Below are 24901 nucleotides of genomic sequence, written 5' to 3'. Positions count from 1 at the left end.
GGTCGTGCTCGGTGATGGTCGCGGTCTGGAACCTGTCGAAGCTGTGCACGTTCGACAGCTTCCACTCGAGCAAGGCCCGGAGGTCACACGTCCGGTTCGACCGCACCGGCACGAAGGCCTTCCACCACCCGACCCTCGGGGACTTCGAGCTCACTTTTCAGGCGATGCAGCTGCCGGGGGATGGAGGGCTCATGCTCTTCGCGTACACGGCAGCACCGGGCACGCCCGCCGCCGATGCGCTCGCTCTCCTAGCCACCTGGGCTGCCACCGAGCGGACCGCGACCGGTGCGACGAGTCCGAATTCGAGGAAGTCATGACCGCTCAGGGTGACGCAGAGCGCCGGTGCCTGCATCGTGAACGGATGGGTGGCGACAGGTTCGGAGGCCACGGTCTCATGACCGCCGGTCTCGCGCTCCGAATCGAGCAACCGGTGTTCCGATGTCGCTTCCCCGTCAGAACCCGCCGGCGGCGCGGACGGCGTAGTGCTCGGTGAGTGCGGTGACTTCTTCCGGGGTGAGGGAGGTGTCGACGGCTGCTGCAGCGTCATCGAGGTGGTGGGGTCTGGTCGCTCCGATGATGGGGGCGGCGACGACGGGATTGCTGAGCACCCACGCCATGGCGATCTGCGCCATGGGGACGCCGCGGCTTTCCGCGACGCGTTGCACGGCGTCGATGACGGGGCGGTCACGTTCGGTGTCGGCGAAGAAGCTGTTGCCGACCGGGTCGTCGGAGGAACGTTCCGTCTGCGCTCCGGCAGGTCGGGCGACACGGCCCTTGGCGAGGGGGCTGTAGGGGATGCTGCCGACGCCTTGGTCCGCGAGCAAACCGAACATCTCGCGCTCTTCCTCGCGGTAGAGGAGCGAGTACTGGTCCTGCATGGACACGAAGCGGGTCCAGCCGTGGAGGTCTGCAGCATGCTGCATCGTCGCGAATTGCCACGCCCACATGGCGGACGCGCCGAGGTAGCGGACCTTGCCTGCCTTGACGACGTCGTGGAGGGCTTCCATCGTCTCCTCGATCGGGGTCTCGGGGTCGAAGCGGTGGATCTGGTACAGGTCCACGTAGTCGGTGCCGAGGCGGGTCAGGGACGCGTCGATCTGCTGCATGATCGCCCTGCGAGACAGCCCGGCGACGTGCAGACCAGGTCCAGTGCCGGGGGTGTCGGAGAAGTGGGCCTTCGTGGCGAGGACGATCTCGTCGCGGTTCGTGAACTGGCGCAGCGCTTCGCCGACGATACGTTCGGAGTCCCCGTAGGAGTACACGTTCGCGGTGTCCCAGAACGTGATGCCGAGGTCGAGTGCCTGCCGGAAGTACGGCAGGGCATCGTCCTTCGGGAGGGACCATGGCAGGTGGCCGCTGGCGGGATCGCCGAAGCTCATACAGCCGAGCGCTATGCGGCTGACTTTCAGGCCTGAGTTGCCGAGACGGGTGTATCTCACGAGGTGTCCTCTCATCGGAGACGGTTGTGCGTGAGCGCCCGGGACGGGCGCTTGCGGGGTTCAATGGCCGAGAGCGGGTCAGGCCTCGGGGATATCGCGGCCGAATGCCTCGAGGGTGACCGCTTCGGGCTCGGGGCCGCCGCGGACGCCGGTCTCGAGGGCGTCGATCTGCGCGAGCTCGTCGTCGGTAAGGGCGAAGCCGAACACGTCGAGGTTCTCCGCGATGCGCTCGGGCTTCGTCGACTTCGGGATGACCTGGCGGTCTTCCTGAATGTGCCACCGCAGCATCACCTGAGCGGCCGACTTGCCGTACCGCTCACCGATGCCGAGGATGACGGGTTCGTCGAAGCTCCGTCGCGCAGCGTCGCGGTAGGACGTGATGCCGCCGATCGGTGACCACGCCTGGGTGAGGATGCCGTGCTCAGTACCGAACGCGTGGACCTCGCGCTGCTGGAAGTACGGGTGGACCTCGATCTGGTTGACCGCGGGCACGACGCTCGTCGCGTCGAGGAGGCGGGTCAGGTGATCGACCATGAAGTTGCTCACGCCGATCGCCCGGACCTTGCCGTCGGCGAGGAGCTGTTCGAGGGCCCGGTACGCACCGATGGTCTGCTCGAACTCGCTCGGGAGAGCCTGGTGGAGGATGAGCAGGTCGAGCTGTTCGACACCCAACTTGCCGGCGCTCTTGGTGAAGGAGTGCAACGTCTCGTCGTAGCCGTAGTCGCTGATCCAGATCTTCGTCTCGATGAAGACCTCGGAACGGTCGAGGCCGGATGAGGCGATCGCGTCACCGACCCCGCGCTCGTTCGCGTAGGCGGCCGCGGTGTCGATGTGGCGGTAGCCGGCTTGCAGGGCGGCGGTGACCGCGGCGGTGGTCTCATCCGGCGGGGTCTGGAAGACGCCGAGCCCGAGAGCGGGGATGACGACGCCGTTGTTCAGAGTGAAAGTGTCCATACGTCGACGCTACGAGCACGGCCCAGCGGGGTGGGAGTTAAGGACGGTACCTCCCACGAGCGATCGCGGCGACGTACCGTTACAGGGTGGACATCACAGCGCAGGTGCAGCAGTTCCTGACCAGTCGACGTGCGAAACTCACGCCGCACGACGCTGGGCTCCCGGACCTGAGCGGCCAGCGGCGCGTCGCGGGGCTTCGCCGCGAGGAGGTCGCGATGCTCTCCGGTGTCAGCGTCGACTACTACGTCCGGCTCGAACGCGGCAACCTCGCCGGCGTCTCCGAGAGCGTCCTCGAAGCGCTGTCACGCGCCCTGCAACTCGACGAGGCCGAGCACGCCCACCTGCTCGATCTTGCTCACGCCGCGAACGCCTCCCCGGTCGCACGCCGAAGAACACCTGCGAACCGGGTCCGCCCGACGATCCAACGACTCCTCGACAGCATGGGTGCCCCCGCCGTCATCAGGAACGGACGATCCGACATGCTCGCCACCAACACGCTCGGACGGGCACTGTACGCACCGATGTTCATCGACCCGGCCGGGACGCCGAACTCCGCGCGGTTCACGTTCCTCGACCCTCGCTCGAAGGACTTCTACCCCGACTGGGACCGCCTTGCTTCCGACCTCGTCGCCTCACTTCGCGGTGAAGCCGGCCGACGGCCCTATGACAAACGGCTCACCGATCTGATCGGCGAACTGTCCACCCGGAGCGAAGACTTCCGGGTCCGCTGGGCCGCGCACGACGTCCACGCCCACCGCGCCGGTAAGAAACGCATCCATCACCCCGTCATCGGCGACATCGAACTCACCTTCGAAGCCATGGACCTCACCGCCGACGATGGCCTCTCACTCGTCGCTTACGGCGCGGAACCGGACTCATCCTCGGAACAGGCGCTCGCACTGCTCGCGAGCTGGGCGGCCACCCAAACGAACTCCAGACGTACTGATGCGAGGACAACCTGACGACATGTGTGGACGGATCCGGGTCGCTGGCACGGACCGGGCCCGACCCGGCTCAGCTCACGCTGATGAAGATCGGATTCGTGTACAGCCAGGTGTCGGCCCAGGGGTCGGCTGGGGAGACCGGGTACGGCTGGGGTGCACGTGAGTCGACCTCGGCGCCGAGCGGACCGACCCCGTGCACCTGGCCATCGCTGCCGCGAAGGCGGACGTAGCCGTCCTCAGTGGCCGGCGCGAGCGGCACCACGACACGGAATGGGGAGTCGCTGCGGTCGGCGACGTCGAGCATCTCGACGACTCGGGTGCCTGGTGCGCGCTGTTCGTCACGGTCGGCGACGAGCCCGGTGACGCGCCCGCGGATCAGGTCGAGGTGCGCGAGTCTCGGCGTCGTGCCCCGCGAGGTCGGCGTCGTCGTGGGCGTGACATCGACCACGAGCTCGAGGGCTGTGCCGCTTTCGACGGTGAGGGTCCCACCCAAGGTGACGCCGGTCTCCGGCTGGTCGGTGGCACGGAGCACGACGGAGAGCCCGGCGACGAGGTGCCCGTGGTCGACCCAGACACGGCCGGCGCGGATTGCGTCGAGCAGGGAGACGCACGACCGGTCGACGGCCCCGACGTGCGTCCGACTGAACTCGCCCGGCCAGAAGTCGGCGCCGTTCTGGGGCGTGGCCGTGGCGATCGGGTCCGGCCGACGGCCGGCGCGGTTGAAGTTCGCGAGCGTCGCCCCGGCTTCCCAGCCCGGCCCCGTCGGGAAGTCGCCGACGCGTGTCGCGTCGGACTCCTTGAGGTGCAGATCACTGTTCGTGGTGATCCACCAGCGCCTTCCCTCGCTCAGGAGCGAGTCCCATACGCCGCCGACGACGGCCGTGGTCCAGTCGAAGCCACCGTGCGTCAGATAAGCCTCCGCGGGGTAGCCGGGAAAGGAGAACTCGCTGGGGGTGTTCTCGTACTCGCCACGCCGTGAGCGTTCGGTCGCGTTCGCTGCGATCGCTCCGGCCTGGGCGCCGGGAGCGCCCTCCATGCCGACGAACACCTCCGGGTCGGCGTCCTGCCAGGCACGGAGCTCGCCGGGCGAGTCGATGCCGAGGCGGCTCGGGTGGTTCGCCAGGACGATCACGTCGTCGATGACGCCTGCACGCTTCTGGGCGCCGAGCCAGGCGATCCCGTCGGTCGCGTGCACGAGCCACTCGGCGGCGTCTTCGGTGCCGGGGCGCGGTTTCTCCCATCCGTTGAGCTTGCCGTCGTGGTCGAGCTCGAAGCGGCGCAACACGAGGGTCGTCTGGGGCCCGGGCGCGATCAGCACGGTCGCGTGCTCGGCTCCCGGGATGTACCACTCGAGCCCCTGGAGCACGAGCATGTCGGGGCGAGCCGCCCGCGCGGTGTCGATCTCGCGTGCCGCGTTGAACACCCCGCCGACGTTGGCATGCCCCTTGTTGCTGTGCTCGGTGAAGGCGATCGCGTCGACCGCGAAACGTTGCGCCTGGTCGAGGATCGTCGTCATCGGGTACTTGGCGTCGTGCGAGTAGACCGAGTGCACGTGGTGGTCGAACACCAGCCAGGAGAGCGCGTCCGGGTCGACGACTGCCGACGCGGACGGCAGCGGCGCGGCCTGGGCAGAAGCCGCGCTCCCGAGCCCCTGGGCGGTCGCTCCCACGGCGACCGTCGCAGCGACGGAAGCCCCCAGGAATGACCGGCGGGAGAGGCCGGGCCGGGCCGATGCGCCCCGCTTCACCTCGGGCACGGAGGATGAGCCACCAGTTGGCGCGGGCTGCTCGAGGCGGGGATCGAAGGGCATGGCATCACTTTCATCGGACGGACGCGCCGATCGTAGGCAGCGGAGGTGAACCTCGGCCCAACGGCCGGTGCCCTGAGTGACGCCCCGCGTTTACGACCCATTCACCTGCGTGGGCGATAGTCCTGGCGTCACCGGGTATCCCCGTCCCGGAGGCCCACCGCACCCACCAAAGGTCCCGATGTCTTCCACCGTTCGCGTCATCCACCGTTCTCCGCTCCGTGCCGCAGGGCGCACCCTGCTCGTCACGGCAGCGCTCAGCGCCAGCGCGGTGCTCTGCCTCGCCGGCGCTGGTGATGCCGTCGCCGCCTCGGCGCCGGCACCGCTCACGCTGCGCGACACCGCCGGCGCCGCGGTCACGTCAGGTGACGCGCGCGCCGTCCCGTCGTTCGGCTCCGCGGTGCTCGCCGCGGGCTGCCCAGCCGATGCGGACGACGCCGCCCGACTCTCCGTGACGGCGGGAGGGGTCACCGTCGTCACGTCTCCGACCGTCACGGTGGCCGTCGGGCAGCCGGTCGAGGTGCCGATGGCCATCTCGTTCCAGGAGGTCGTGGACGGCGTCGAACAGGGAGATGCGACCCTCGCGCTCGAGTGCCTCGTTCTCGAGTCAGGCATCCCGTCGTCGGTGGTCACGGCGGCGACCCTGCCCGTCACGTTCGCCGCGGGAACCTGGTCCGTTCCCGGCGCTCAAGTCGAGCCGGTCCCTCCGACGGCCACTCCGACCGCCGGCCCGCCCTCGGGAGGTCCTGGAGCAGGGGCGATCGCGTCGCCGAGCCCGTCGGCCGCAGCACGACCCTCCGCTGACGGAGACCTGGCGCTGACGGGCTGGCAGCTCGGCGGGGCCGGCGTCGTCGCCGCCGGCCTGCTCGCGGGCGGAGCCGCCCTGCTCCTGCGCAGGCGTCTCCGGTAACCCATCGGCACGGAGGCTCCGCCGCAGCGACCGCGGTCAGGTCCCGCTCGGTGTGTCCTCATCCGCTGCCAGGTTCTTCTGGACGGCGAACTGCGTGCGGTGCAACTCTTCGTACCGCCCGCCGGAAGCCAGCAGCTCGTCGTGCGTGCCCCGCTCCACGATCGAGCCATCCTCGACCACGAGGATCAGGTCAGCACTGCGGATGGTCGAGAGCCGGTGCGCGATGACCATCGCCGTCCGGCCTTCGAGGGCCTCGCTGAGCGCCGCCTGCACCGCCGCCTCCGAGGTCGAGTCCAGTGCCGCTGTCGCCTCATCGAGGATGACGACGCGCGGCTGGGCGAGGAGCAGCCGCGCGATGGTCATCCGTTGGCGCTCACCACCGGAGAGTCGGTAGCCACGCTCGCCCACCATGGTGTCCAGCTGGTCCGGCAGGGACCGGATGAGCGGTTCGAGCCGCGCGCGGCGGACGGCGTCCCACACCTCGTCCTCGGACGCCTCCGGACGTGCGAGACGCAGATTGGAGCGGATGGTCTCATGGAACAGGTGACCGTCCTGCGTCACCATGCCCAGGGTGTGCCGCATGGAGGCGAAGGCGACATCGCGGACGTCCGTCCCCGCGAGACGCACGGCGCCCTCGTCGACGTCATACAGCCGCGACAGCAGCTGCGCGATCGTGGACTTACCCGCTCCTGACGAGCCGACGAGGGCGACGGTCTGCCCCGGTTCGATCCGGAAGGAGACGCCGTGCAGCACCTCCTCGCCGCCTCGGGTGTCCAGCGTCGAGACCTCTTCCAGAGAGGCGAGGGACACCTTGTCCGCCGACGGGTAGGCGAAGTGGACGTCGTCGAACTCGACGGACACCGGACCCTCGGGGACGGTGACGGCGTCGGGCTTCTCCCAGATGAGCGGTTCGAGGTCGAGCACCTCGAACACGCGCTCGAAGCTGACCACCGCGCTCATGATCTCCACCCGGGCGTTCGCGAGGCCGGTCAGCGGCGCGTAGAGGCGGGTGAGCAGGAGCGCCAGGGTGACCACCTCACCGGTGTCCAGTTGCCCGGCGAGTGCGAGGAAGCCGCCGAGGCCGTACACGAGGGCGAGCGCGAGGGCGGAGACGAGCATCAGCGCGGTGAAGAAGACGAACTGCAGCATCGCCGTCCGGACGCCGATGTCGCGGACGCGGGCGGCACGGACGCGGAACTCCTCGGCCTCCTGATCCGGTCGGCCGAACAGCTTGACGAGCGTGGCACCGGGCGCTGAGAACCGTTCGGTCATCTGCGTGCTCATGGCCGAGTTGTGGTCGGCGGCTTCGCGACGCAGCGCGGCGAGACGGCTACCCATGCGGCGCGCGGGTACCAGGAAGATGGGGAGCATCACCACGGCGAGGACCGTCACGAGCCAGGACGTGCTGAGCATGACGATCAGTGTGAGGATCAGGGCCACGAGGTTCGTGATCACGCCGGACAGCGTGCCGCTGAAGGCCTGCTGCGCGCCGATCACGTCGTTGTTGAGGCGGCTCACGAGCGCGCCCGTCCTGGTGCGGGTGAAGAACGCGATCGGCATCTGCTGCACATGGTTGAAGACGGCCGTGCGGAGGTCCAGGATCACGCCTTCGCCGATTCGCGCCGAATACCATCGCGTCACGAGCGACACGGCGGCGTCCGCCACGGCCACGAGGGCGATGACGACGGCGAGCCGGACGATCGTGGCCACCTCGCCCCGGGCGACGATGACGTCGACCACCTGGCCGGCGAGCACCGGCGTCGCGACTGCGAGGAACGCTCCCGCGACGGAGAGGCCGATGAAGACCAGCAACTTGGACCGGTAGGGCACCGCGAACGTCATGATGCGCCGCACGGACTCACGGGAGATGCCGTGCTTGCCGTCCTTGGCGGTTGAGATCTTGTACAGCGAGCTCCAGGCCGCGCTCTCCATGCTCATTGCGACTCCTCACGCCCCGCTGCGCATGAGCACGTCCCCGACCCCGGTCACGACCCGGGTGGCGACGCGAACGCAGACCTGCGAGAGCGTATCAGCCTCGCCGTTCCCGACCTGAACGCTCTGGCGTCGTCAGCGTTCGGCGCGCAGGGCCGTCCACATCACGACGAAGGCGGCGGCGATGCCGAGCACGCTTCCGGCGAGCCCGACGATCATGGCGGGATGGCCGGTGTCGGCGAGGCCGATCGAGCAGGCGACCACACCGACGCCGGACGCCATCAGCGCGACGAAGCTGAAGGCGGCGAGGATGAAGCGCTTCGTGGTCCGGGTGGGATCGGGGGCGGGAGGGAGCGACATCGTGTCTCGTTTCCGCCGTCGCGTGGGCTGCGTCGGCTCTTCGGCATCAGGCTAGAGGGCCGCCGATCGATGCGGTGAGGGGGTATCCCCGGTCCTCACGACAGAACGGTCACGAGCGTCTCCGGATCTCGTGGACGAGGAGCCAGACGAGGTAACCGCCACCCACGATCACGGTGACGACCCCCACCGGCAGTGACGTCGGCAGCAGGTGCTGCGCGACGATGTCGGATGCCAGCAGCACGAGCGCCCCGAGCAGAGCCGACGGCACCAGTGCGATGCCGGCGGTGCGGGTGATCCGCTGCGCGATCTGCGGGGCGGCGAGGGCGACGAACGCGATGGGTCCGGCCGCGCCCGTGACGACCGCCGTGAGCGCGACGGCGCACGCCAGGAGACCGAGCCGCGAACGTTCGACCCGCGATCCGAGGGCCTTCGCCACGTCGTCGCCGAGCTCGAGCTGTCGGAGTGATCCGCCGAGCGGACCGAGGGCGATAGCGATGGCGATGATCACGACTGCGGCGGGGACGAGCTGCGCCCAACCGACGCTGTTCAGCGAGCCAGCACCCCACACGGTGGCGAGCATCGCGACTTCGAGCTTCGCCCGCAGTACGAGGTAGGAGCTGAGCGCTTCGAGCATGGCCGAGACACCGATGCCCACGACGATGAGACGGAAGCCCTGGACGCCTCGACGGTAGCTGAGGAGGTAGACCAGCGCTGTGGCGATCAGCCCGCCACCGATGGCGCCGCCCGCGACGGCTGCCGAACCGGCGCCCGCGCCGATCACGATGATCACGATGAGACCGCCCGCGTACGACCCAGCGGTCAACCCGATGATGTCGGGGCTCGCGAGCGGGTTCCGGGTGAGGGACTGGAAGATCGCACCGGAGAGCCCGAGGGCTCCTCCGAACAGGAGGGCGGCGAGGACCCGTGGGAGGCGCCACTCGAGCACCACCGTCTGCACCAGGGTGCTCGGTCCGCCGAGGAACGCCGACGCCACCTCCTCGACCGACAGCGGCAGATCGCCGAGACACAGCGCGAGCAACGCCAGGGCCAAGAGGACCACGCAGAACACCCCGCACACGACGATCGTGCGCAGCCGGACACGGAGGGAGAGCGAGCGCCGCCGCCACACGACCGCGCGCGGTCCCGTCTCGACCCCGGTCACAGTGCGCTCGCCTTCGCGCGCCGCACGAGGTGGATCAGCACGGGCGCACCGATGAACGCGGTGACGATCCCGACCGGGACGTCACTCGGCCAGAGGATCACGCGACCGATCACGTCGGAGGTGAGCAGCACGGCCGGCGCGATCAGGATCGAGTACGCCACGATCCACCGCTGGTCGGGGCCGACGATCCAGCGCGCGATGTGGGGCACCATGAGGCCCACGAAACCGACCGGTCCGGCGATCGCGGTCGCCGCACCCGCCAGCAGGGTGATCGCCACGACGGCGAGCACGCGCGTGCGCACGAGGCGCGTGCCGAGTGAGGAGGCGAGATCCTCGCCCAGCGCCAGGGCGTTCAGCGACCTCGCACTGAACAGCGCGATGACGACGCCCGCGAGGACGAAGGGGAGTGCGGGCAGGATGACGTCGAAGCCGCGTTCAACGAAGGACCCGGCGTTCCAGCCGCGGAGCTGCCTGAACGTGACCGGATCGAGGAGCATCATCGCGGTCGTGACGCCGCTGAGCACAGCGGCAAGGGCGACGCCGGCGAGGGTCAGCCGGACAGGATCCGCGCCACCACGTCCCGCCGAGCCGATCAGGTAGACCAGGGCGGTCACGATCAGGGCTCCCAGGAACGCGAACGGGAGGTACTGCACAGGTGTGCGAGCGCCGAGCAGGACACCGATCGCGACGAAGAGCGCCGCGCCCGCGTCGACGCCGAGGATGCCCGGATCGCCGAGGGGATTGCTGGTGAGGCCCTGGATGAGAGCGCCCGAGACGCCGAGCCCCACACCGACGACGAGTCCGGCCACGGTGCGGGGGATCCGCAGATCGAGGACGACCAGATCGGTGACGGAGCCATCGGGCCTCGTGAGTGCCCGCCAGACGTCCGTCGAGCCCACGGGGTGAGACCCCACGAGGACGCTGAGCAGGATCGCGGTCGCGAGTGCCGCGACCGCGATCCCGAGCCCCAGCGAACGGCGCCCGCGAGGGGTGCGGGAGGTCACCGACGGGTCAGCCGTCGACGCTCTGTGGAGCTGTGCCGGCGACGGCGTCCACCAGGCGCGGCACCAACTGCTCGAGGACGTACTTCTGGCTGAGTGGGGTGAGGAAGTAGATCGCACCGGCGAGCTCGCCGTCGGTGAAGACCGCTCGCCCGCCGGTCACGGCGTCGAGGCTGGAGGTGGTGCCGAAGCCCAGCACCTCCTGGACGGCATCCGCGGACTCAGTCGCGAAGACGATCACGTCAGCGTCGATGACACCGACGTTCTCCGCGGCGATCTGCGCCTGTCCGCCCTCGCTCGGGACGTACTGCTGCAGCCCGGGCGTGATCGTGAACCCGAGATCCGTCAGGAAGTCGGTGTTGAGGCCGTCGGGGTAGACCCACAGGTTGCCGTCCCACGGCCCACCCTGCGAGAAGGTCGCCGTGAGGCCCGCGAACTCCGGGTGCGCTCCAGCCGCCGCGGCGTAGGCCTCGTCGACGCCCGTGATCAGTGCTTCGCCCTCCGCTGAGCGCCCCACGGCCTGGGCGACCATCCTGGTCTGGTCCCGCCAGTCCGCGAAGTAGAGCCCAGCGCCCTCCTCATTGGTCACGGTCGGCGCGATCTCCGCGAGCTTCCCGTAGTTCTCCTCGGTCATGCCGGCGTTCGTCCCGATGATCAGGTCCGGCCGCAGCGATGCGATCTTCTCGTACTCGAACCCGTCGGTCGTGGTGAGGACGGTCGGCTCGGCATCGCCCAGGAGATCCGTCGCCCACGGCCACACCGCATACGGCTGCTCGCCGTACCATTCCGTCGTCGCGATCGGTGTGACACCCAGTTCGAGGAGGATGTCCTGCTCGGTCAGGCCGACCACGACGATCCGCTGCGGTTCCGACGGGATGACCGTCTCGCCGTACTCGTGCTCGATCGTCACCGGGAACGAGTCGCTCGGCTCGGTCGTGTAGTTCGGGTTCTCGGCGGTGGTCGACGCGGCGCTCGAGCAGGCGGAGAGCGCGACACCGACGAGGGCGAGAGCGCTCACCGCGGCAAGCAGGCGAGCGGTCCTCGCGCTCGGGGCGCGGTGGTGCTTCGGAACGATCATGGGGTCCTTCATCGGTTCGGCTGGCGGGATGACGACAGTCAGGTTAGCCTTGCCTAATCGCTTCGCGCTATCGCGCTGAGCGGACAGAACTTGTCGAATGGAGACAGCTGGATGTCTGGTCGCGGTCACTCGGGCGGCGGGATCAAGCTCCTCGGCCCAATGGATGACGCCGAAGGGACATCGGGGGAGTTCCGGGTTTCCCGCTCGCGGGTCGACGCGACGACACGGTTCGACGAGCACTCGCACCGCGAGGACCAACTCGCGTGGATGAGCTCCGGCGCGATGGAGGTGTCGGTCCTCGGCGATCGACGGCGACTGCGGCGGGAGCACCTCGCATGGATCCCCGCGGGGATGGTGCACGAGATGAGTTTCGGCGAGCCCGGAGAGCTCATCAGCGTCTATGCCGACCCGATGCTTCGCCCCCAAGGGGGACGCTGGAACGGCGCACGGACCGTCCGGGTCGACGAGCTGTCGGCCGCGCTGCTGGCCCACCTGCTCGACGCCGACCCGACCGGGCGCCGGCGATGGCGATGCTGGTCGCTCCTGGTCGACCTACTGTCGGCGGCGGCTCGCGACGATGAGGCGTTGGCCATGCCCCGTGAACCGCGCGCGCGTGCCATCGCGTCGGCCCTGATTGCCGACCCCGCCGACCCGCGTGGGCTCGACGACTGGGCCTCGGCGGCGGGCGTCAGCTCGAAGACGATCGGCCGGGCGTTCGTGGACGGCACGGGGTGCACCTTCCGCGAATGGCGGGTCCGCGTGCGCCTGCATGCTGCCGCGGGCATGCTCGGACGGGGTGCCGCCGTGCAGGACGTCGCACCCGCGGTCGGCTACGAGTCGGTGAGCAGCTTCATCGGGGCGTTCCGGGCCCGGTTCTCCATGACCCCCGCCGTCTACGCCGCGAGGAGCCGGTCGGCGGAGGTCGTCTGATCCGAAGACGGGTGCGGCTTCATGCGATTTGGGAAGACCGACCACCTCCGTCGGTCTGGCCGACGCCTCTTCTTCCGCTCTAGGGTGGCCGTATGGCCCACCCGCAAGAACGACAGGCGATCACCCGGACACATCTCGTCCTCCGGGTGATCGCCGGTGTCGTCGCCGCGTCGGCCGCCACCGTGTTCCTACTGGCGATCTGGATGGTGGTGTCGAGCCGGTTCGGCTGGGACGATCGCGACGTCCACGGCTACAGCCTGCTCTTCGGAACCCCGATTGCACTCTTCGCCGGGCTGGTCATGGCAGTCTCCTTCCCGCTGGCGCTGCCGCCGGCGCACCGGAGCCGTACGCGGGCCGTGTCCCTGGGAGTGCTTGCGGCGACCGTCGTGCTGCTCGTCATCGCGGTCGTCACCGCCTGAATCCGCCCAGCGTGACCTCTCCTCATCGCTCCTCAGCGATCAACCGGTCTCGGCCGATCGTAGGCGGGCTCGGAGTCCGAGCAGGACGTCGACCACGACGAAGGCGGCCAGGCTGAGGCCGAGGAGCGGCAGGAGCGTGCCGATACCGACCGCGACGATGAGGACCACGGCGACGCCCCACCAGGGTGCGCGGCGGAGCGCTCCGCGTGCCGGGGCCCGGCCGACGATCCGTCCGGGCTCGCGGGTCGGTCGTCGCTGCCACCACATGACGTAGCCCCAGACGACCATGGCGATGATCCCGGACGCGAGGGCGAAGAGGAGCAGCTGGTTCGGGAGGCCGAACATGGAGCCCATGTGGGTGTCGACGCCCCATCGGGTGAGCTTCGCGGCGAGGGGGAAGTCCGCGAAGTCGACCCGATCGGTGACCTGCATCGTCCGTCCGTCGATCGCGACCGCGTCGACCTCGGTCGGGAAACTGCGCTGGATCTCCTGCACCACCCACGCCGTGCCCGCGGTGGCCGGTGGCGTGATCTCGACGAGGCCCGTGTTGACGTTGACCTTCCGGGCGACGGAGAGCACCGCGTCGAATGTCGCCGGGTTCGCCGTCACCGTCTCGGGATCGGATGTGGGAGCCACGGTGCCTCCGTGGCCGGCATGCTCATCGGCCGGTGCGGACTCACCGCCGAGGTCGGTGGTCACGGATGGCGTGGACCAGTCGAAGGCGGCGCGGAGGGTGCCGACGTTGCCGCCGCCGTAATGCGACCAGGTGATGCCGGTGGCGGAGAGGAACAGTGCGCCGACGAGGAGCCAGATGCCGGTGGAGGTGTGCCAGGAGAGGATGCGCCGGTACCCCTTGGCTCGGTTGTTCGGGCGGACGAAGTCCTTCTTGGTGCGAGCTTTGCGGATGCGGGCGATCCAGAGGCCGAGGCCGGCGAGGGCGACGACACCGAGCCAGGAGGCGGCGAGTTCGCTGTAGAGGCGTCCGACCTCGCCGAGGTGCAGGTTGCGGTGGAGCTGGTCGATCCAGGTGCGCAGCGGCAGTGCTCCGCTGGTGCCGTACGCGGTGAGGTCGCCGCGGATCTGGGCGGTGGCCGGGTCGACGAACACGGCGCGGGTCTCGCTCTCGCCGAGCCCGTCACCGGTGTACATGACGCGCGTGGTGTCGCCGGGGTTCGGTGCGGGGCGCACGGCGACGATGGTGTCCTGGTCCTTCGTGTACGCGTTCGCAGCTTCGATCTGGTCTGCGAGCGGCAGATACTCGTCGGCCTCCGGCGCATGGAGCTGCTCGGCGTACACGAGCTGCTCGAGTTGCGGGGTCAGGGCGTAGAGCGCGCCGCTGGTCGCCGCGACGAGGATGAACGGTCCGACGAAGATCGCGGCGATGAAGTGGAGGCGGAGCAGCAGCTGCGGGAACCAGCCTCGGCTGCGGTCCGGTTTCGGGGGTGGTCCATCGGCGTGGAGATGGGCCGGTGCGTGTGTGGTCACGGGTGGTCCTTTCGAGGAGCCTGGTCGTGGTCGTTGATGCGGGCGAGGCGGGCGTTGTAGTCGGTGAGTTCCGCGTCCCCGTCGCGGTCTGCTCGGCGGTCGTAGCGTTTCGCGGCACGTTCGTCACTACGGACCCATTGGGAGACGACGATGAGGGCGACCAGGACGGCGGGGATCTCGCCGACGCTCCACGCGATACCGCCGCCGACCGCTTGATCGGCGAGGAGCGCTGCGGTGTTCGTATAGCCGAGCGCGGTCCACCACCCTTCCGCGAGCACGGTGGCGCTGGACATGATCGCGAGTCCGAAGAAGGCGTGGAAGGCGAGTGTCGCGAGCAGCAGGATGATCCGGAACGGATAGGCCGGGCGGTTCGGGCCCGGGTCGATGCCGATGAGGACCCAGAAGAACAGGTACCCGGTGGCGAGGAAGTGCACCGTCATCAGGATGTGACCCTGGTGGGCGAGCATCGCCCATTCGAACCAACCGGTGTAGTAGAACACCACCAGACTCCCGGCGAAGAGCACTCCTGCGACGGCCGGTTTCGACAGCAGCCGCAGGTACCGCGAATGCACGACGGCGAGGATCCACTCCCGGAGGCCTCGGCCTCCGTCGGTGCGACTCGGCAGGGTCCGCAGTGCAAGGAGGATCGGGCCGCCCAGGACGAGCAGCGGCGGCACGATCATCATGAGCGCCATGTGCTGCAGCATGTGCGTGCTGAAGTGGATCTGCCCGTAGACGGCGAGGCCACCGCTGGTCGCGTACAACAGCGCCGCGCAGCCGGCCAGCCAAGCGATCAGGCGGACCACGGGCCAGGCGTCGCCGCGGCGCCGGAGCGTGCGGAACGCCCACAGGTACCAGGCCGCACCGACCACGGCGAGGCCGGCCCACATCCAGTCGACGTGCCACTCGGTGAACATCCGCAGTGGCGTCACCTCCGGCGGGTAGGCGAACCCGAGGAGCCGGCGTCGGACGTCGTCGGCGACCGGCTCCTGCGACACCGGCGGTTGGCTGCGCGACAGCGCGACCGAGACGCCCATCGTGACCGCCATGACGACGACCTCGACGACGGCGAGCCGGATGAACGTCGACCGCTTCCCGGGTTCGGCCTGCAGCCGGGGGATGAGCCGGAGCCGGTGCCACACGCCGGCGAGTCCGAGCAGTACGAGCGCGACGGTCTTCGCGACCAGGAGCAGCCCGTAGGGGGTGAGGAGGTCCATCGGGCCCGCGAGTCGCAGCGAGGCGTTCACGACGCCCGAGAAGGCCACCGCACCGAACGCCCAACCGGCGAGCACCGAGTAGCGTGCGACGACCGCGCCGATCTGATCGCCGACCTTCCGACGGAGCAGGATCACGGCCACGAGACCGCCGACCCAGGCGGTGACGCCGATGAGGTGGATCGCGAGCGAGTTGACCGCGTTCCCGTGCTCGTCGGAGCCTGCAGCATGACCCGACAGGGACAGCGGAAGCAGTGCGAAGACAGCTATCGCGTTCGCGGCCGCGATCCACGCCAGACGTCGGGCGAGGAGCACGATGCAGAACACGACCAGCACGCACGCGAGCGAGAACACCAGGGTCTGCCCGAGCTCCAATTCCGTCGCGTAGAACAGGAAGGTCTTCGCGAACGTCGGCGAGGACACCGGTACACCGATGGAGTTCGCCGCGGTGAACACCAGCACCGCGATCCCCGCCGCGAGCCAGACGGAGGCCGCCCAGGCCGCCCAGCGGATCGCCTTCGACTGCGAGAACGAGACGACACCCGGGAGGATCCGCTGCCCCGGCAGCAGGAAGGTCGCCGCGATGAGCAGGCCGATCGTGACCGACGCCGCGGCATCGTGGACGACCCTCGCGACCGGCAGACCGCGAGTGACGATCACCCCCGGATCCGACAGCAGCGTGCCGGTCGTGAACGCACCGGTGAATTGCAGCGCGGAGAGCGCCACGACGACCGCCACCGGCAACGCAGCCAGCATGACGGCTTCAGGTGCACGGATCGGCACGAGGACGGGCGACTGGCCTCGCTGACCACTCGGATCGGCTTCGGGCGCATTCGACGGAATGGTTGTTTCTGCCACAGGAGGTGGCTCCTTCCCCGCGGGCTCGAGTGGACGAACCCAGCGGCACAGCTCACCCGGTGAGCCCGCGACCGCACCCGAACGGGCGCCGGGGCAGGACCGAGCGGCGGAAATGGTGGCACTCCGCCGGTGCGCGGCGCATCGGGACGACCATGGTTGGAGCGTCGTCGTCGAGGAAGCGTCCTACGCGCACGCAGCGGTGACCGGCGACCGAGCGTGCAGCTCGGCGAGGTCGTGCCGTGATCTCAGAGGAAGGAAAGCGCCGGAGGCCCGCGCAAGACGGTCGTCTCCGGATACACACCGAGTGGGCGCAGGATCGGTACATCGCGCTGCGGCAGCACCCGTGCCGGCAGCACCGGCGACGCCAGGGCCGCGAGGATCGCGGGCACCAGCCGTGCGAGGACGAACTCCGTGATGGCTCCGGCCGTCGACAGCAGCGTCTCTGCTCGGTGGAGCGCGGCGATGGTCACGAGGCCGGCGACGAGGTGGGCGAACCACATGCCGACACCGGCGTGCCCGTCGTGCATCATCGGCATCGACGACGTGTCGAGGATCACCGGTGATCCGTGGGAGAGGTGTCCGCTCGGCGTCGCCGTCGAGGTGGTGCCCTGGGCGGTGCCGAGGACGAAGAGCGTGTGGAACAGGACCTGACTCACCGCGACGGAGACGGACAGACGGACGATCGACAGCCGTCTGCCTGCGAGCAGGACGCAGACGACGGTCGAGAACACGAGTGGCACGACGACACCGAGGACGCCGGGCATCGAGCCGCCGCCGGCGACGTGCGACAGGAGTGCGACGAAGGTCGAGAACGCCGCGGCGACCACACCACGAAGGGTGCGGGTCGAGCGGGCGGACGACATGTGCCCATTCTTGCAGACCGTCACCACCGTCATGAGGCCGCGCCGTGCCGCCAGGCGAGCAGCGCCACCCCGATCGAGCGCGGTGCTGACGCGCATGCCCGGCGCTGATGGCAGACCGCGGCTTCCCGGCGCAACCCCGATGCGGCAGGACCATGCCAGGTTCGGCGACGGTATACCGTCGAGGCATGAGCCACACCCTGGAACCGGGTACGACCGCTGCACCCGCCGGGTCGCCGATCGAGGCACGCCGCAGGCACTACGCGGAGTTCTACGGCCTCGCTCCGTTGCCGACGGACTTCGGGGTGGTGCTCGGCAACTGCCAGGCGGAATCCCTGCGCACCGTGATGGATGCGCCGGACCGCCGGTTCGTGCGCGTGCCGGCCGTGCATGAGATGACCCCCGAGGATGCGGAGCGACTGCACGAGGTGGTCGGCGTCGCGCACACCGTGGTGTCGCAACCCGTACGGGACGACTACCACGATCTGCCGCTCGGCACGCGTCAGGTGGCAGCCTCCACGAGCGGCCGCGTGCTCACGGTGACTCCGGTGCGGTTCGGGGGCTTGCATCCGTTCCAGGCCGCCGTCCGGATCCCCGGCGTCGAGGAGAACCCGCCGATCGTGGCGTACCACGACGTCCGGACGCTCGCGGCCGCCGCAGGCCTCCCCGTCGCGTCTGCGCTCCAGCCGGACGCCGTGCGCGGGATCGGCCGCGCCTCCGTCGAGGAACTGCGGAGACGCGAGGCCGCGACCGACGTGCCGGTCTCCGACCTCTTCGACTCGGTCACCGCCGACCACGCGCGCACCGTCAACCACCCGGGGAACGCGATCTGGCTGCCGCTCGGCGCCCGCATCCTCGAAACCCTGGGGGCCCCTGGTGGCGTCACCGAGCCCGGACGCCCTTTGCTCAACGCGGTGCGCGCGCCCATCGCGCCCGAGGTCGTCGACGCCTGGTCGTTGACGGACGAGCCCCGCGACCATTGGATCGTCGAGGGCGTCGAGATCGACGACGCGGAGGTGCGCGCCGCCCACACCGATTGGTATGCGTCCCACCCCGAGTTCGTCGTCGCTGCCCTCGACCGGCTCTCGGCCCTCCTGACCGTGTGGCGCAACGCGTGACCGGGAGTGCGCAGCCGTGGGTCGTCGGCAACCGGTGGGACACGCTCGACGACGTCCATCCTGATCCGCTGCCACGCGTCTCGGTGATCGTCGCGCACTACGACCAGCCCGGTGAGCTGCTCCGGACCCTGCACGCCCTCGCCGCGCAGGACTACCCGCGTCACCTCCTGGAGGTGATCGTCGCCGACGACGGATCCCCGGGTGACGTGATGGTGCCGGACGACGTGATCCTCGTCCGGCAGGAGGACCAGGGGTTCCGGCTTGCCGCCGTCCGCAACCTGGGCGTGCGGGCGAGCAGTGGCGAGGTGTTGTGCTTCCTCGATGCCGACACGGTCCCCGAGCCGGGGTACGTGCGCGCGCTCACGCGGCTGCCCGCCCTGCTGCCCGAGGCGGTCACGGTGGGGCGGCGTCGCCACGCCGATTTCGCCGGGGTCGCCCCGGATACACCGGTCGTCGAGGCGGCCGCCGGCCGTGAGCTCGCCGAACCGGCGTGGCTCGCCGAGGAGTACGCGCGCAGTCGGCATCTGCGCGACGCGGACGACCGCTCCTATCGATTCATGATCGGCGCGGTCCTCGCATGCTCGCGGAGCCTGTTCGACGAGGTCGGCGGATTCGACGAGTCCTTCACCTCCTACGGTGGGGAGGACTGGGAGTGGGCGCACCGCATGTGGCAGGCGGGAGCGGTCTTCGCCCACGTCCCGGCCGCGGTGGCCTGGCACGACGGCCCCGAATGGGCCGAGCGCGACGGCTCAGGCGTGGACCGCGCGAACGCCCAGACCATGCGGCTCCTCACGTCGATCCCCGTGTCGGGGTCAGCGCCACGAGCGCTCTGGTCGGACACGGTGGATCTCGTCGTGCGGTTGCGGGGCGCCCACACGGCGGCCGCTCGGTTCGTCGCGGCGGACTCGCTGTTCACCGCCTTCCCGCAGGCTCGGTTCGTCCTCGAGGACGGCGGAGCTGAGGAGCTCAGGGCAGACCCGCGCGTCCTGGGTGAAGTAGCCGGAGTCGACGCCCGAGTGACGTGGGAGCTCGACCGTCCGGTCGTGATCCTCGACCCGACGTGGATCGTCGATCTCGTCGCGCGCCTCGGCACCGGAGACGTGGGCACCGTCGAGCTCGTCGACCCGGACGGCGCGTTGCTCGGCCGCGTGCGATCCCGGCGGGCCGCGCGGCGTGAGGAACGCTGGGGCAGTCCCGATGCCTTCGAGACGCAGCAGCTCGTCGCCGACGGCGTCCACCAGCTCCGGCCTGATCCCCGGGTGGCGGCCTGGGTCGGCGGCTGGGGCGGACCCTCATCGTTCTGTTGACCCGATCGGCGACGACGCGCTCCACGCATGGATCACGCGGCCCGAACGCCGGCCCTCCGTCGGACGTCTGCACCACCGGACGCGCTGAGTGCAACCCCACCGGTTCCGGCCTGCGTCTCGTTTAGCGTGGTCGTCATGTCTCCGCGCGACCAGTACGACCTGACCAACCCCGTGACCCAGTACGACCGGGTCGAGCCCCCGCTGCAGCACCAGCCGGAGCCCGGCGTGCAGGCCAGGATGACCCCAGTTCCCGACCTCGGTGAAGCGAGCTACCGGGGCAGCGGACGCCTGACCGGTCGGAAGGCGCTCATCACAGGAGGCGACTCCGGTATCGGTGCGGCAACAGCGATCGCGTTCGCCCGCGAAGGCGCGGACGTCGTCATCGCCCACCTGCCTGGTGAGGAGGAGGACGCCGAGCACGTGCTGTCGCTCATCGCCGAGGCAGGGCGCCGAGGTAAGGCGATCGTCGCCGACATCTCGCACGCCGACCAGTGCCGCCGGCTCGTCGCGGAGGCCGCGGACTTCCTCGGAGGCCTGGACGTCCTCGTCAACAACGCGGGCAAGCAGATCGCGGTCGACCGGGTGGAAGATCTCAGCGATGAGCAGTTCGAGGAGACCTTCCGGACGAACGTGTTCGCGAACTTCTGGATCACCAAGGCGGCGCTCGCGCACCTGGGCGAGGGCGCGAGCATCGTGAACACGGCGTCGCTCGAGGCGTACAAGCCGTCACCCGACCGGCTCGACTACGCGGCGACGAAGGCCGCGATCAACAACCTCTCGAAGGGGCTCGCGTTGCAGCTCGCTTCGCGCGGGATCCGCGTGAACGTGGTCGCTCCCGGCCCGGTGTGGACCGCGTTGCAGGTCTCCGACGGTGTCTCCGACGAGCAGATGGAGCACTTCGACGACGAGAACACGTATCAGCGTGCCGGGCAGCCGGCTGAGCTCGCGCCGGCGTACGTCTACCTCGCCTCGGCGGAGTCCGGTTACGTCTCCGGGGCCACGTTGAACGTCAACGGCGGCATGGTCACCCCGTGACCGCGGATGTGTGCACGGTCTTCTTCCTCCCCGGGCTGGGCCTCGACGCCGCCGCTGTCGCACCGATGGCCCGTGAACTCGACGCTCGGTTCCGGGTGATCGCCGTCGAGCTGCCCGGCCAGGGCGACACGGCCGACGCGCCGGACGGCTCGGTCGAGTCGCAGGTCGACGCTGCCCTCGCCGTGATCGCGGAGCAGGCCGACGGCGGACCCTGGATGCTGTGCGCCCACAGCATGGGCGGCAAGGTCGCCGCCGGGATCGCCGCCCGGGTCCGCGACGGTGACGTCCCCGTGTTCGGGCTCCTCGGCGTCGTGCTCCTGGCACCGTCACCGCCCACGTCCGAGCCGATGCCGGACGCCAAGCGCCACCAGATGCTCACCTGGGTCGAGGACGGGCCCATCGCCGAGGCGGACGCGCAGACGTTCGTGAATGACAACGTGGGTGCGCCCCTGCCGGCCGAGCTGCAGGCCGCCGCCGTGGCGTCCGTGCAGGCCATGTCGCCTGTCGCGTGGCGCCGCTGGCTGGAGCAGGGCAGCGTGGAGGACATCGCGTCCTCCGTCGGCACGCTCGACCTCCCGTGCACCGTGCTCGCCGGAGATCAGGACGAGGCACTCGGAGCCGCGGTGCAACCGGAGCTGCTCTCGGACGTCTATCCCCGCGCTCGATTCGTGCCGTTCGCCGGAGCCGGACATCTGCTCTCCTTCGAGCGTCCGGTCGAGGTGGCGCGCGCGATCACCGAGCTGTGGGACGAGATCGTCGCACACAGTGCGATCGTCCCCGCGGAATGGGGGCTCGTCATCGCGTCCCCGCGGACCACGTCGCGGGTACGGAGTGCGCTGGCACGACGCGCCCTGCCGGACGACCCCCGGTATCGGCCCCGCGCGCTGAGCATGAAACAGCTGGACCTGCTCCGCGCCGTCGCCGATCGCTTGGTTCCGCAGCCGGCGGGTGGGCGGATCGACGTCGCCGCGCGGGTCGACGCCGACCTCGCAGCCGGCGGCGGCGACGGATGGCGGCCGGTCGGAGGGCTCACGGACGACGAGGCGTACCGCGCTGGGCTGGACGACCTCCGAGTCGCCTGGCCGGATTCGACCGACGGTCAGGAGGCGTTGATCCGCGCCGTGATCGACGGCCAGGGCGTTCCAGGGGGCACGATCGACGGAGACGATCTCCGGCGCTGGTTCGAGGACCTGCGCGTGGACGTCACGCGGGAGTGGCTCATCCACCCCGCGTCGTTGGCCAGGGTCGGGTACGACGGGTTCGCGACCGGCGCTGAGGACGTCGACTTCGCCGGTTACCGCGAGCTCGGTGCCGACACCCGGGATGACTGGGAGCCCTCCGACCTCGGCGCCGCACCCGCCCCCACACCCGCACAGCAGCAGGAGGACACAGCGTGAACCTGGACGCGATGAAGACCTACGACCTCGACGACAGCGTCGACGTCGTGGTGGTCGGGACCGGTGCGGGTGGCGCACCACTGCTCGCGCGACTCGCTGAGGCGGGGCTGCGCGTCGTCGCTCTCGAGGCAGGGCCGAATCACGACCCCGCGGAGTCCACGCCGGACGAGGTCGACGCGACGACGATCAACTGGATGTCCAGCCGGTTCAGCGGCGGGGACGCTCCGACGGCGTTCGGCCCGAACAACAGCGGGTTCGGCGTCGGCGGTGGCACCGTCCACTGGGGCGCGTTCACGCCCCGGCCGGACGCCCGGGACCTGCGTCTGCGCAGCGAGACCGGTCTCGGGCGCGACTGGCCCGTCGACCATGCGGAGTTCACCCGCTACGTCGAGGAGGTCGAGGCGACCATCGGTGTCTCCGGGCCGACGCCGTATCCGTGGGACCCGTCGCGCACCTACCTGTATGCCCCGCCGAAGCGCAACGCCCCGGCGGACCTCATGGCGAAAGGCGCTGAGTCGCTCGGTATCCGTGCGACCGACGCACCCGCCGCGATCATCACGCGCGACCGCGATCAGCCGCACCACGGCCTGCGACGCGCCACGACGAACGTCGGCTCGATCCACCAGGGCGAGCGCCACGGTGCGAAGGCGACGACCGCCATCACCTACCTGCCGGCTGCGGTCGCGGCGGGAGCGGAGATCAGGCCGGACGCCGTCGTGCACACCATCGAGCGGGATGCCCGCGGTCGGGTGACGGGCGTCGTCTATCGCCAGGACGGCGTCGACAAGCGGCAGCGCTGCGAGGTGCTCGTGTTGGCCGGCGGCGGGGTGGAAACTCCTCGGCTCCTGCTGCACAACGACCTCGCGAACGCCAGCGGTCAGGTCGGACGGAACTTCCTCGCCCATGGCGCGGTGCAGGTTTGGGGGCGGTTCGACGAGCAGATCCGCGGCTACCGCGGCTACCCGTCGGCGCTCATCACCGAGGACTTCGTCCGCCCTGACGGTGCTGACTTCGCCGGAGGGTATCTGCTCCAGAGCCTCGGCGTCATGCCGTTCAACTATGCGACCATCCTCGTGCGCGGCGGCGGTCTCTGGGGCACTGAGCTCGTCGACGAGCTCGACGCGTCACGGTACAACGCCGGCATCGGGATGAACGCCGAGTGTCTGCCCGCCGACGGCAATCGGCTCGAACTCTCGTCGGAGGAGGACGAGTGGGGTCTGCCGCGTGCGACCATCTCGTTCTCGCCCGGCGACAACGAGCGGGCCATCGACCGCCACGCCATCCGCACGATGACGGACATCCTCACGGCGGCCGGTGCGCGGAGCACCAGGGTGCTGGCGCGCACGGCACACACGCTCGGTACGTGCCGGATGAGCGACGATCCGAGTGACGGCGTGGTCGACGGAGAGGGTCGATCGCACGACATCGACAACCTGTGGATCTGCGACAACTCCACGTTCCCGAGCGCGCTCTCCGCGAACCCGGGCCTCGCGCAGATGGCGTTGTCGCTACGCACGGCCGACCGGATGCTCGCGGCACGGTAGCCGCCACAGCACGGCTCGGCGAGGAGCCGGACCGTGCTGTGGCGCGTTGACGCGCACGAGCAGTGGGCCGAGGCGCTTCGCACCTTCATCGATGCGCAGTGAGATGACACGCACCGCATCAGGTCGGGCTCATCTCTCCGAACGTGCCGGCTCGACGAGGCGGGCACCGGGCTCGCCTCGCGTCAGGCTCCGACGTCGATGGGTACGCCAGCGAGCTCCTCGACCTGCCGCCAGAGAGACGACGCCGCGTCGCCCGCCGGCGTGGCAGTCCTGGCCGGCGGAACGATGGCGACGGGAGCGCCCCGAAGTCGGCCGACCGGCGAGAAGTACTCGCCGCCCCGGACTTCGGGATCCGTGAGCGCCCTGACCGCGGACCAAGCGGCGGTGTCCTTCCCTTGTGCCCAAGGCGTGTAGGGATTCCGCTGATATGGAGTCGTGTCGTCGCGGACGCCAGGTCGCTCCGGAGTCTTCGCGTCGACGCCGACACCGGGCCGGGTAACGACCGATGCGGCGGGCAGTCCGGCCGCTCGGAGCCTGCGGTCGAGCTCGAAGGCGAACACCTCCGTCGCGGTCTTGGCCTTGGTGTAGGCCACGACCCCGATCGCGGGCACCTGGCGGAGGTCGTCAACGCCGACACGCAGCAGTTGGACGAACCCGGTCGAGGTGTGGACGACTCGAGCCACCGTGCCATGATCCACGGCCGTGGCGACCAATGTCGGGAGCACCCTGGCCAGCAGTCGGGCATTGGCGGCCAGATGGGTGCCGAGCAGGAGGGGCAATCCATCCGCAGTCAGCTCGCGTCGGTTCATGCTCATCGCACCGCCGTTGAGCAGGACGGCGTCGAGACGGGGAAGCAGGGCGAGTTCGGCAGCTGCCTCGTCGACGGCGGTGAGCGAGCCGAGCTCGAGTGCCACGTGGCGGACCCGGGCCTGCGGGACTCGGCTTCGAATGGAGGTGGCGGCCCGCCGCAGCTTGTCATGCGATCGGGAGGCGAGCACGACTTCCGCGCCAGCGGCAGCGAGCTGCTCTGCGGCGAAGTACCCGATTCCGGCGGTGGAACCGGTCACGACGATGGTTCGTCCGGTCTGGTCTGGCAAGCGGGCGGGGTCCCAGGTCATATTTTCCTCACTTCTTAAGCGGATGATCT

At 69.9% G+C, this 24901-nt stretch carries 22 protein-coding genes; 10 read left to right on the top strand and 12 right to left on the bottom strand.

The window, feature by feature from the left end; translation table 11 throughout:
• Nucleotides 1–14: 14 nt before the first annotated feature.
• Nucleotides 15–317 carry an MmyB family transcriptional regulator gene (locus ACZZZB_RS00655; protein ID WP_463530538.1) on the top strand — a complete coding sequence of 101 codons (303 nt, stop codon included), beginning with the start codon at nt 15–17 and terminating at the stop codon, nt 315–317.
• Nucleotides 318–452: 135 nt separating this feature from the next.
• On the opposite strand, the gene ACZZZB_RS00650 is transcribed toward ACZZZB_RS00655, so the two are convergent.
• Nucleotides 453–1439, bottom strand: a complete 987-nt coding sequence (locus tag ACZZZB_RS00650; RefSeq protein WP_463528747.1) for an aldo/keto reductase — start codon at nt 1437–1439, stop codon at nt 453–455.
• A gap of 78 nt (nt 1440–1517) precedes the next feature.
• On the bottom strand, nt 1518–2393 hold the full coding sequence (locus ACZZZB_RS00645; protein ID WP_463528746.1) for an aldo/keto reductase: 876 nt from the start codon (nt 2391–2393) through the stop codon (nt 1518–1520).
• Between the two features lie 86 nt (nt 2394–2479).
• On the opposite strand from ACZZZB_RS00645, the gene ACZZZB_RS00640 reads away from it, so the two are divergent.
• A complete protein-coding gene (locus tag ACZZZB_RS00640; RefSeq protein ID WP_463528745.1) occupies nt 2480–3355 on the top strand; it encodes a helix-turn-helix transcriptional regulator in 876 nt (291 codons plus the stop codon).
• 52 nt (nt 3356–3407) lie between these two features.
• Here ACZZZB_RS00640 and ACZZZB_RS00635 read toward each other — a convergent pair whose 3' ends face one another.
• The gene (locus ACZZZB_RS00635; RefSeq protein WP_463528744.1) at nt 3408–5147 is read right to left on the bottom strand and encodes a PHP domain-containing protein; all 1740 of its coding nucleotides are present in this window, start codon (nt 5145–5147) and stop codon (nt 3408–3410) included.
• A gap of 178 nt (nt 5148–5325) precedes the next feature.
• On the opposite strand from ACZZZB_RS00635, the gene ACZZZB_RS00630 reads away from it, so the two are divergent.
• Entirely contained in the window at nt 5326–6054 is a 729-nt protein-coding gene (locus tag ACZZZB_RS00630) for a hypothetical protein (RefSeq protein WP_463528743.1), read from the top strand.
• A gap of 36 nt (nt 6055–6090) precedes the next feature.
• Here ACZZZB_RS00630 and ACZZZB_RS00625 read toward each other — a convergent pair whose 3' ends face one another.
• The 5 genes from ACZZZB_RS00625 to ACZZZB_RS00605 form a co-directional block, all read right to left on the bottom strand.
• Nucleotides 6091–7992 (bottom strand): ABC transporter ATP-binding protein, encoded by a 1902-nt coding sequence (locus ACZZZB_RS00625; RefSeq protein WP_463528742.1) that lies wholly within the window; start codon nt 7990–7992, stop codon nt 6091–6093.
• A gap of 129 nt (nt 7993–8121) precedes the next feature.
• Nucleotides 8122–8346, bottom strand: coding sequence for a hypothetical protein (locus ACZZZB_RS00620; protein WP_079705792.1), 225 nt, complete (start codon nt 8344–8346; stop codon nt 8122–8124).
• A 109-nt stretch (nt 8347–8455) separates the two neighbouring features.
• On the bottom strand, nt 8456–9508 hold the full coding sequence (locus ACZZZB_RS00615; protein WP_463528741.1) for a FecCD family ABC transporter permease: 1053 nt from the start codon (nt 9506–9508) through the stop codon (nt 8456–8458).
• Nucleotides 9505–10512 (bottom strand): iron chelate uptake ABC transporter family permease subunit, encoded by a 1008-nt coding sequence (locus ACZZZB_RS00610; protein WP_463528740.1) that lies wholly within the window; start codon nt 10510–10512, stop codon nt 9505–9507. Before ACZZZB_RS00610 ends, ACZZZB_RS00615 begins: the two co-directional genes overlap by 4 nt.
• 7 nt (nt 10513–10519) lie before the next feature.
• Nucleotides 10520–11587, bottom strand: coding sequence for an ABC transporter substrate-binding protein (locus tag ACZZZB_RS00605; protein ID WP_229938782.1), 1068 nt, complete (start codon nt 11585–11587; stop codon nt 10520–10522).
• Between the two features lie 111 nt (nt 11588–11698).
• Here ACZZZB_RS00605 and ACZZZB_RS00600 point away from each other — a divergent pair, with 111 nt between their 5' ends.
• Together ACZZZB_RS00600 and ACZZZB_RS00595 are read left to right on the top strand one after the other, a co-directional pair.
• Nucleotides 11699–12517, top strand: a complete 819-nt coding sequence (locus tag ACZZZB_RS00600) for a helix-turn-helix domain-containing protein (RefSeq protein ID WP_463528739.1) — start codon at nt 11699–11701, stop codon at nt 12515–12517.
• Nucleotides 12518–12609: 92 nt separating this feature from the next.
• Entirely contained in the window at nt 12610–12936 is a 327-nt protein-coding gene (locus tag ACZZZB_RS00595) for a hypothetical protein (protein WP_463528738.1), read from the top strand.
• 39 nt (nt 12937–12975) lie between these two features.
• Here the strand turns inward: ACZZZB_RS00595 and ACZZZB_RS00590 are convergent, their stop codons facing one another.
• The 3 genes from ACZZZB_RS00590 to ACZZZB_RS00580 all read right to left on the bottom strand — a co-directional run bounded on the left by ACZZZB_RS00590 (nt 12976) and on the right by ACZZZB_RS00580 (nt 17356).
• Nucleotides 12976–14421 carry a PepSY-associated TM helix domain-containing protein gene (locus tag ACZZZB_RS00590; RefSeq protein ID WP_229938785.1) on the bottom strand — a complete coding sequence of 482 codons (1446 nt, stop codon included), beginning with the start codon at nt 14419–14421 and terminating at the stop codon, nt 12976–12978.
• Nucleotides 14418–16493, bottom strand: coding sequence for a cytochrome c oxidase assembly protein (locus ACZZZB_RS00585; protein WP_463528737.1), 2076 nt, complete (start codon nt 16491–16493; stop codon nt 14418–14420). Before ACZZZB_RS00585 ends, ACZZZB_RS00590 begins: the two co-directional genes overlap by 4 nt.
• A gap of 245 nt (nt 16494–16738) precedes the next feature.
• Nucleotides 16739–17356: a hypothetical protein gene (locus tag ACZZZB_RS00580; RefSeq protein WP_463528736.1), complete on the bottom strand. Its 618-nt coding sequence runs from the start codon at nt 17354–17356 to the stop codon at nt 16739–16741.
• A 185-nt stretch (nt 17357–17541) separates the two neighbouring features.
• Between ACZZZB_RS00580 and ACZZZB_RS00575 the strand changes: the two genes are divergently transcribed.
• The 5 genes from ACZZZB_RS00575 (at nt 17542) to ACZZZB_RS00555 (ending at nt 23754) form a co-directional block, all read left to right on the top strand.
• A complete protein-coding gene (locus ACZZZB_RS00575; protein WP_463528735.1) occupies nt 17542–18471 on the top strand; it encodes a WcbI family polysaccharide biosynthesis putative acetyltransferase in 930 nt (309 codons plus the stop codon).
• Nucleotides 18468–19778: a glycosyltransferase family 2 protein gene (locus tag ACZZZB_RS00570; protein ID WP_463528734.1), complete on the top strand. Its 1311-nt coding sequence runs from the start codon at nt 18468–18470 to the stop codon at nt 19776–19778. The genes ACZZZB_RS00575 and ACZZZB_RS00570 overlap by 4 nt, the downstream gene beginning before the upstream one ends.
• A 135-nt stretch (nt 19779–19913) precedes the next feature.
• On the top strand, nt 19914–20813 hold the full coding sequence (locus ACZZZB_RS00565; RefSeq protein ID WP_463528733.1) for an SDR family oxidoreductase: 900 nt from the start codon (nt 19914–19916) through the stop codon (nt 20811–20813).
• Entirely contained in the window at nt 20810–22210 is a 1401-nt protein-coding gene (locus ACZZZB_RS00560; protein ID WP_463528732.1) for an alpha/beta fold hydrolase, read from the top strand. The genes ACZZZB_RS00565 and ACZZZB_RS00560 overlap by 4 nt, the downstream gene beginning before the upstream one ends.
• Nucleotides 22207–23754, top strand: coding sequence for a GMC family oxidoreductase (locus ACZZZB_RS00555; protein ID WP_463528731.1), 1548 nt, complete (start codon nt 22207–22209; stop codon nt 23752–23754). Before ACZZZB_RS00560 ends, ACZZZB_RS00555 begins: the two co-directional genes overlap by 4 nt.
• A gap of 182 nt (nt 23755–23936) precedes the next feature.
• Here ACZZZB_RS00555 and ACZZZB_RS00550 read toward each other — a convergent pair whose 3' ends face one another.
• On the bottom strand, nt 23937–24872 hold the full coding sequence (locus ACZZZB_RS00550) for an SDR family NAD(P)-dependent oxidoreductase (protein WP_463528730.1): 936 nt from the start codon (nt 24870–24872) through the stop codon (nt 23937–23939).
• Nucleotides 24873–24901: the final 29 nt, after the last annotated feature.

This window comes from Plantibacter sp. AC185, from assembly GCF_979258065.1.
This window is presented reverse-complemented; position numbering and strand designations above follow the sequence as displayed.

Coding starts and splice junctions, on each gene's coding strand:
- ACZZZB_RS00655 (WP_463530538.1), top strand. CDS start 15: ATGGTCGCGGTCTGGAACCTGTCGAAGCTGTGCACGTTCGACAGCTTC.
- ACZZZB_RS00645 (WP_463528746.1), bottom strand. CDS start 2,393: ATGGACACTTTCACTCTGAACAACGGCGTCGTCATCCCCGCTCTCGGG.
- ACZZZB_RS00635 (WP_463528744.1), bottom strand. CDS start 5,147: ATGCCCTTCGATCCCCGCCTCGAGCAGCCCGCGCCAACTGGTGGCTCA.
- ACZZZB_RS00630 (WP_463528743.1), top strand. CDS start 5,326: ATGTCTTCCACCGTTCGCGTCATCCACCGTTCTCCGCTCCGTGCCGCA.
- ACZZZB_RS00625 (WP_463528742.1), bottom strand. CDS start 7,992: ATGAGCATGGAGAGCGCGGCCTGGAGCTCGCTGTACAAGATCTCAACC.
- ACZZZB_RS00620 (WP_079705792.1), bottom strand. CDS start 8,346: ATGTCGCTCCCTCCCGCCCCCGATCCCACCCGGACCACGAAGCGCTTC.
- ACZZZB_RS00605 (WP_229938782.1), bottom strand. CDS start 11,587: ATGATCGTTCCGAAGCACCACCGCGCCCCGAGCGCGAGGACCGCTCGC.
- ACZZZB_RS00600 (WP_463528739.1), top strand. CDS start 11,699: ATGTCTGGTCGCGGTCACTCGGGCGGCGGGATCAAGCTCCTCGGCCCA.
- ACZZZB_RS00595 (WP_463528738.1), top strand. CDS start 12,610: ATGGCCCACCCGCAAGAACGACAGGCGATCACCCGGACACATCTCGTC.
- ACZZZB_RS00580 (WP_463528736.1), bottom strand. CDS start 17,356: ATGTCGTCCGCCCGCTCGACCCGCACCCTTCGTGGTGTGGTCGCCGCG.
- ACZZZB_RS00575 (WP_463528735.1), top strand. CDS start 17,542: ATGAGCCACACCCTGGAACCGGGTACGACCGCTGCACCCGCCGGGTCG.
- ACZZZB_RS00565 (WP_463528733.1), top strand. CDS start 19,914: ATGTCTCCGCGCGACCAGTACGACCTGACCAACCCCGTGACCCAGTAC.
- ACZZZB_RS00550 (WP_463528730.1), bottom strand. CDS start 24,872: ATGACCTGGGACCCCGCCCGCTTGCCAGACCAGACCGGACGAACCATC.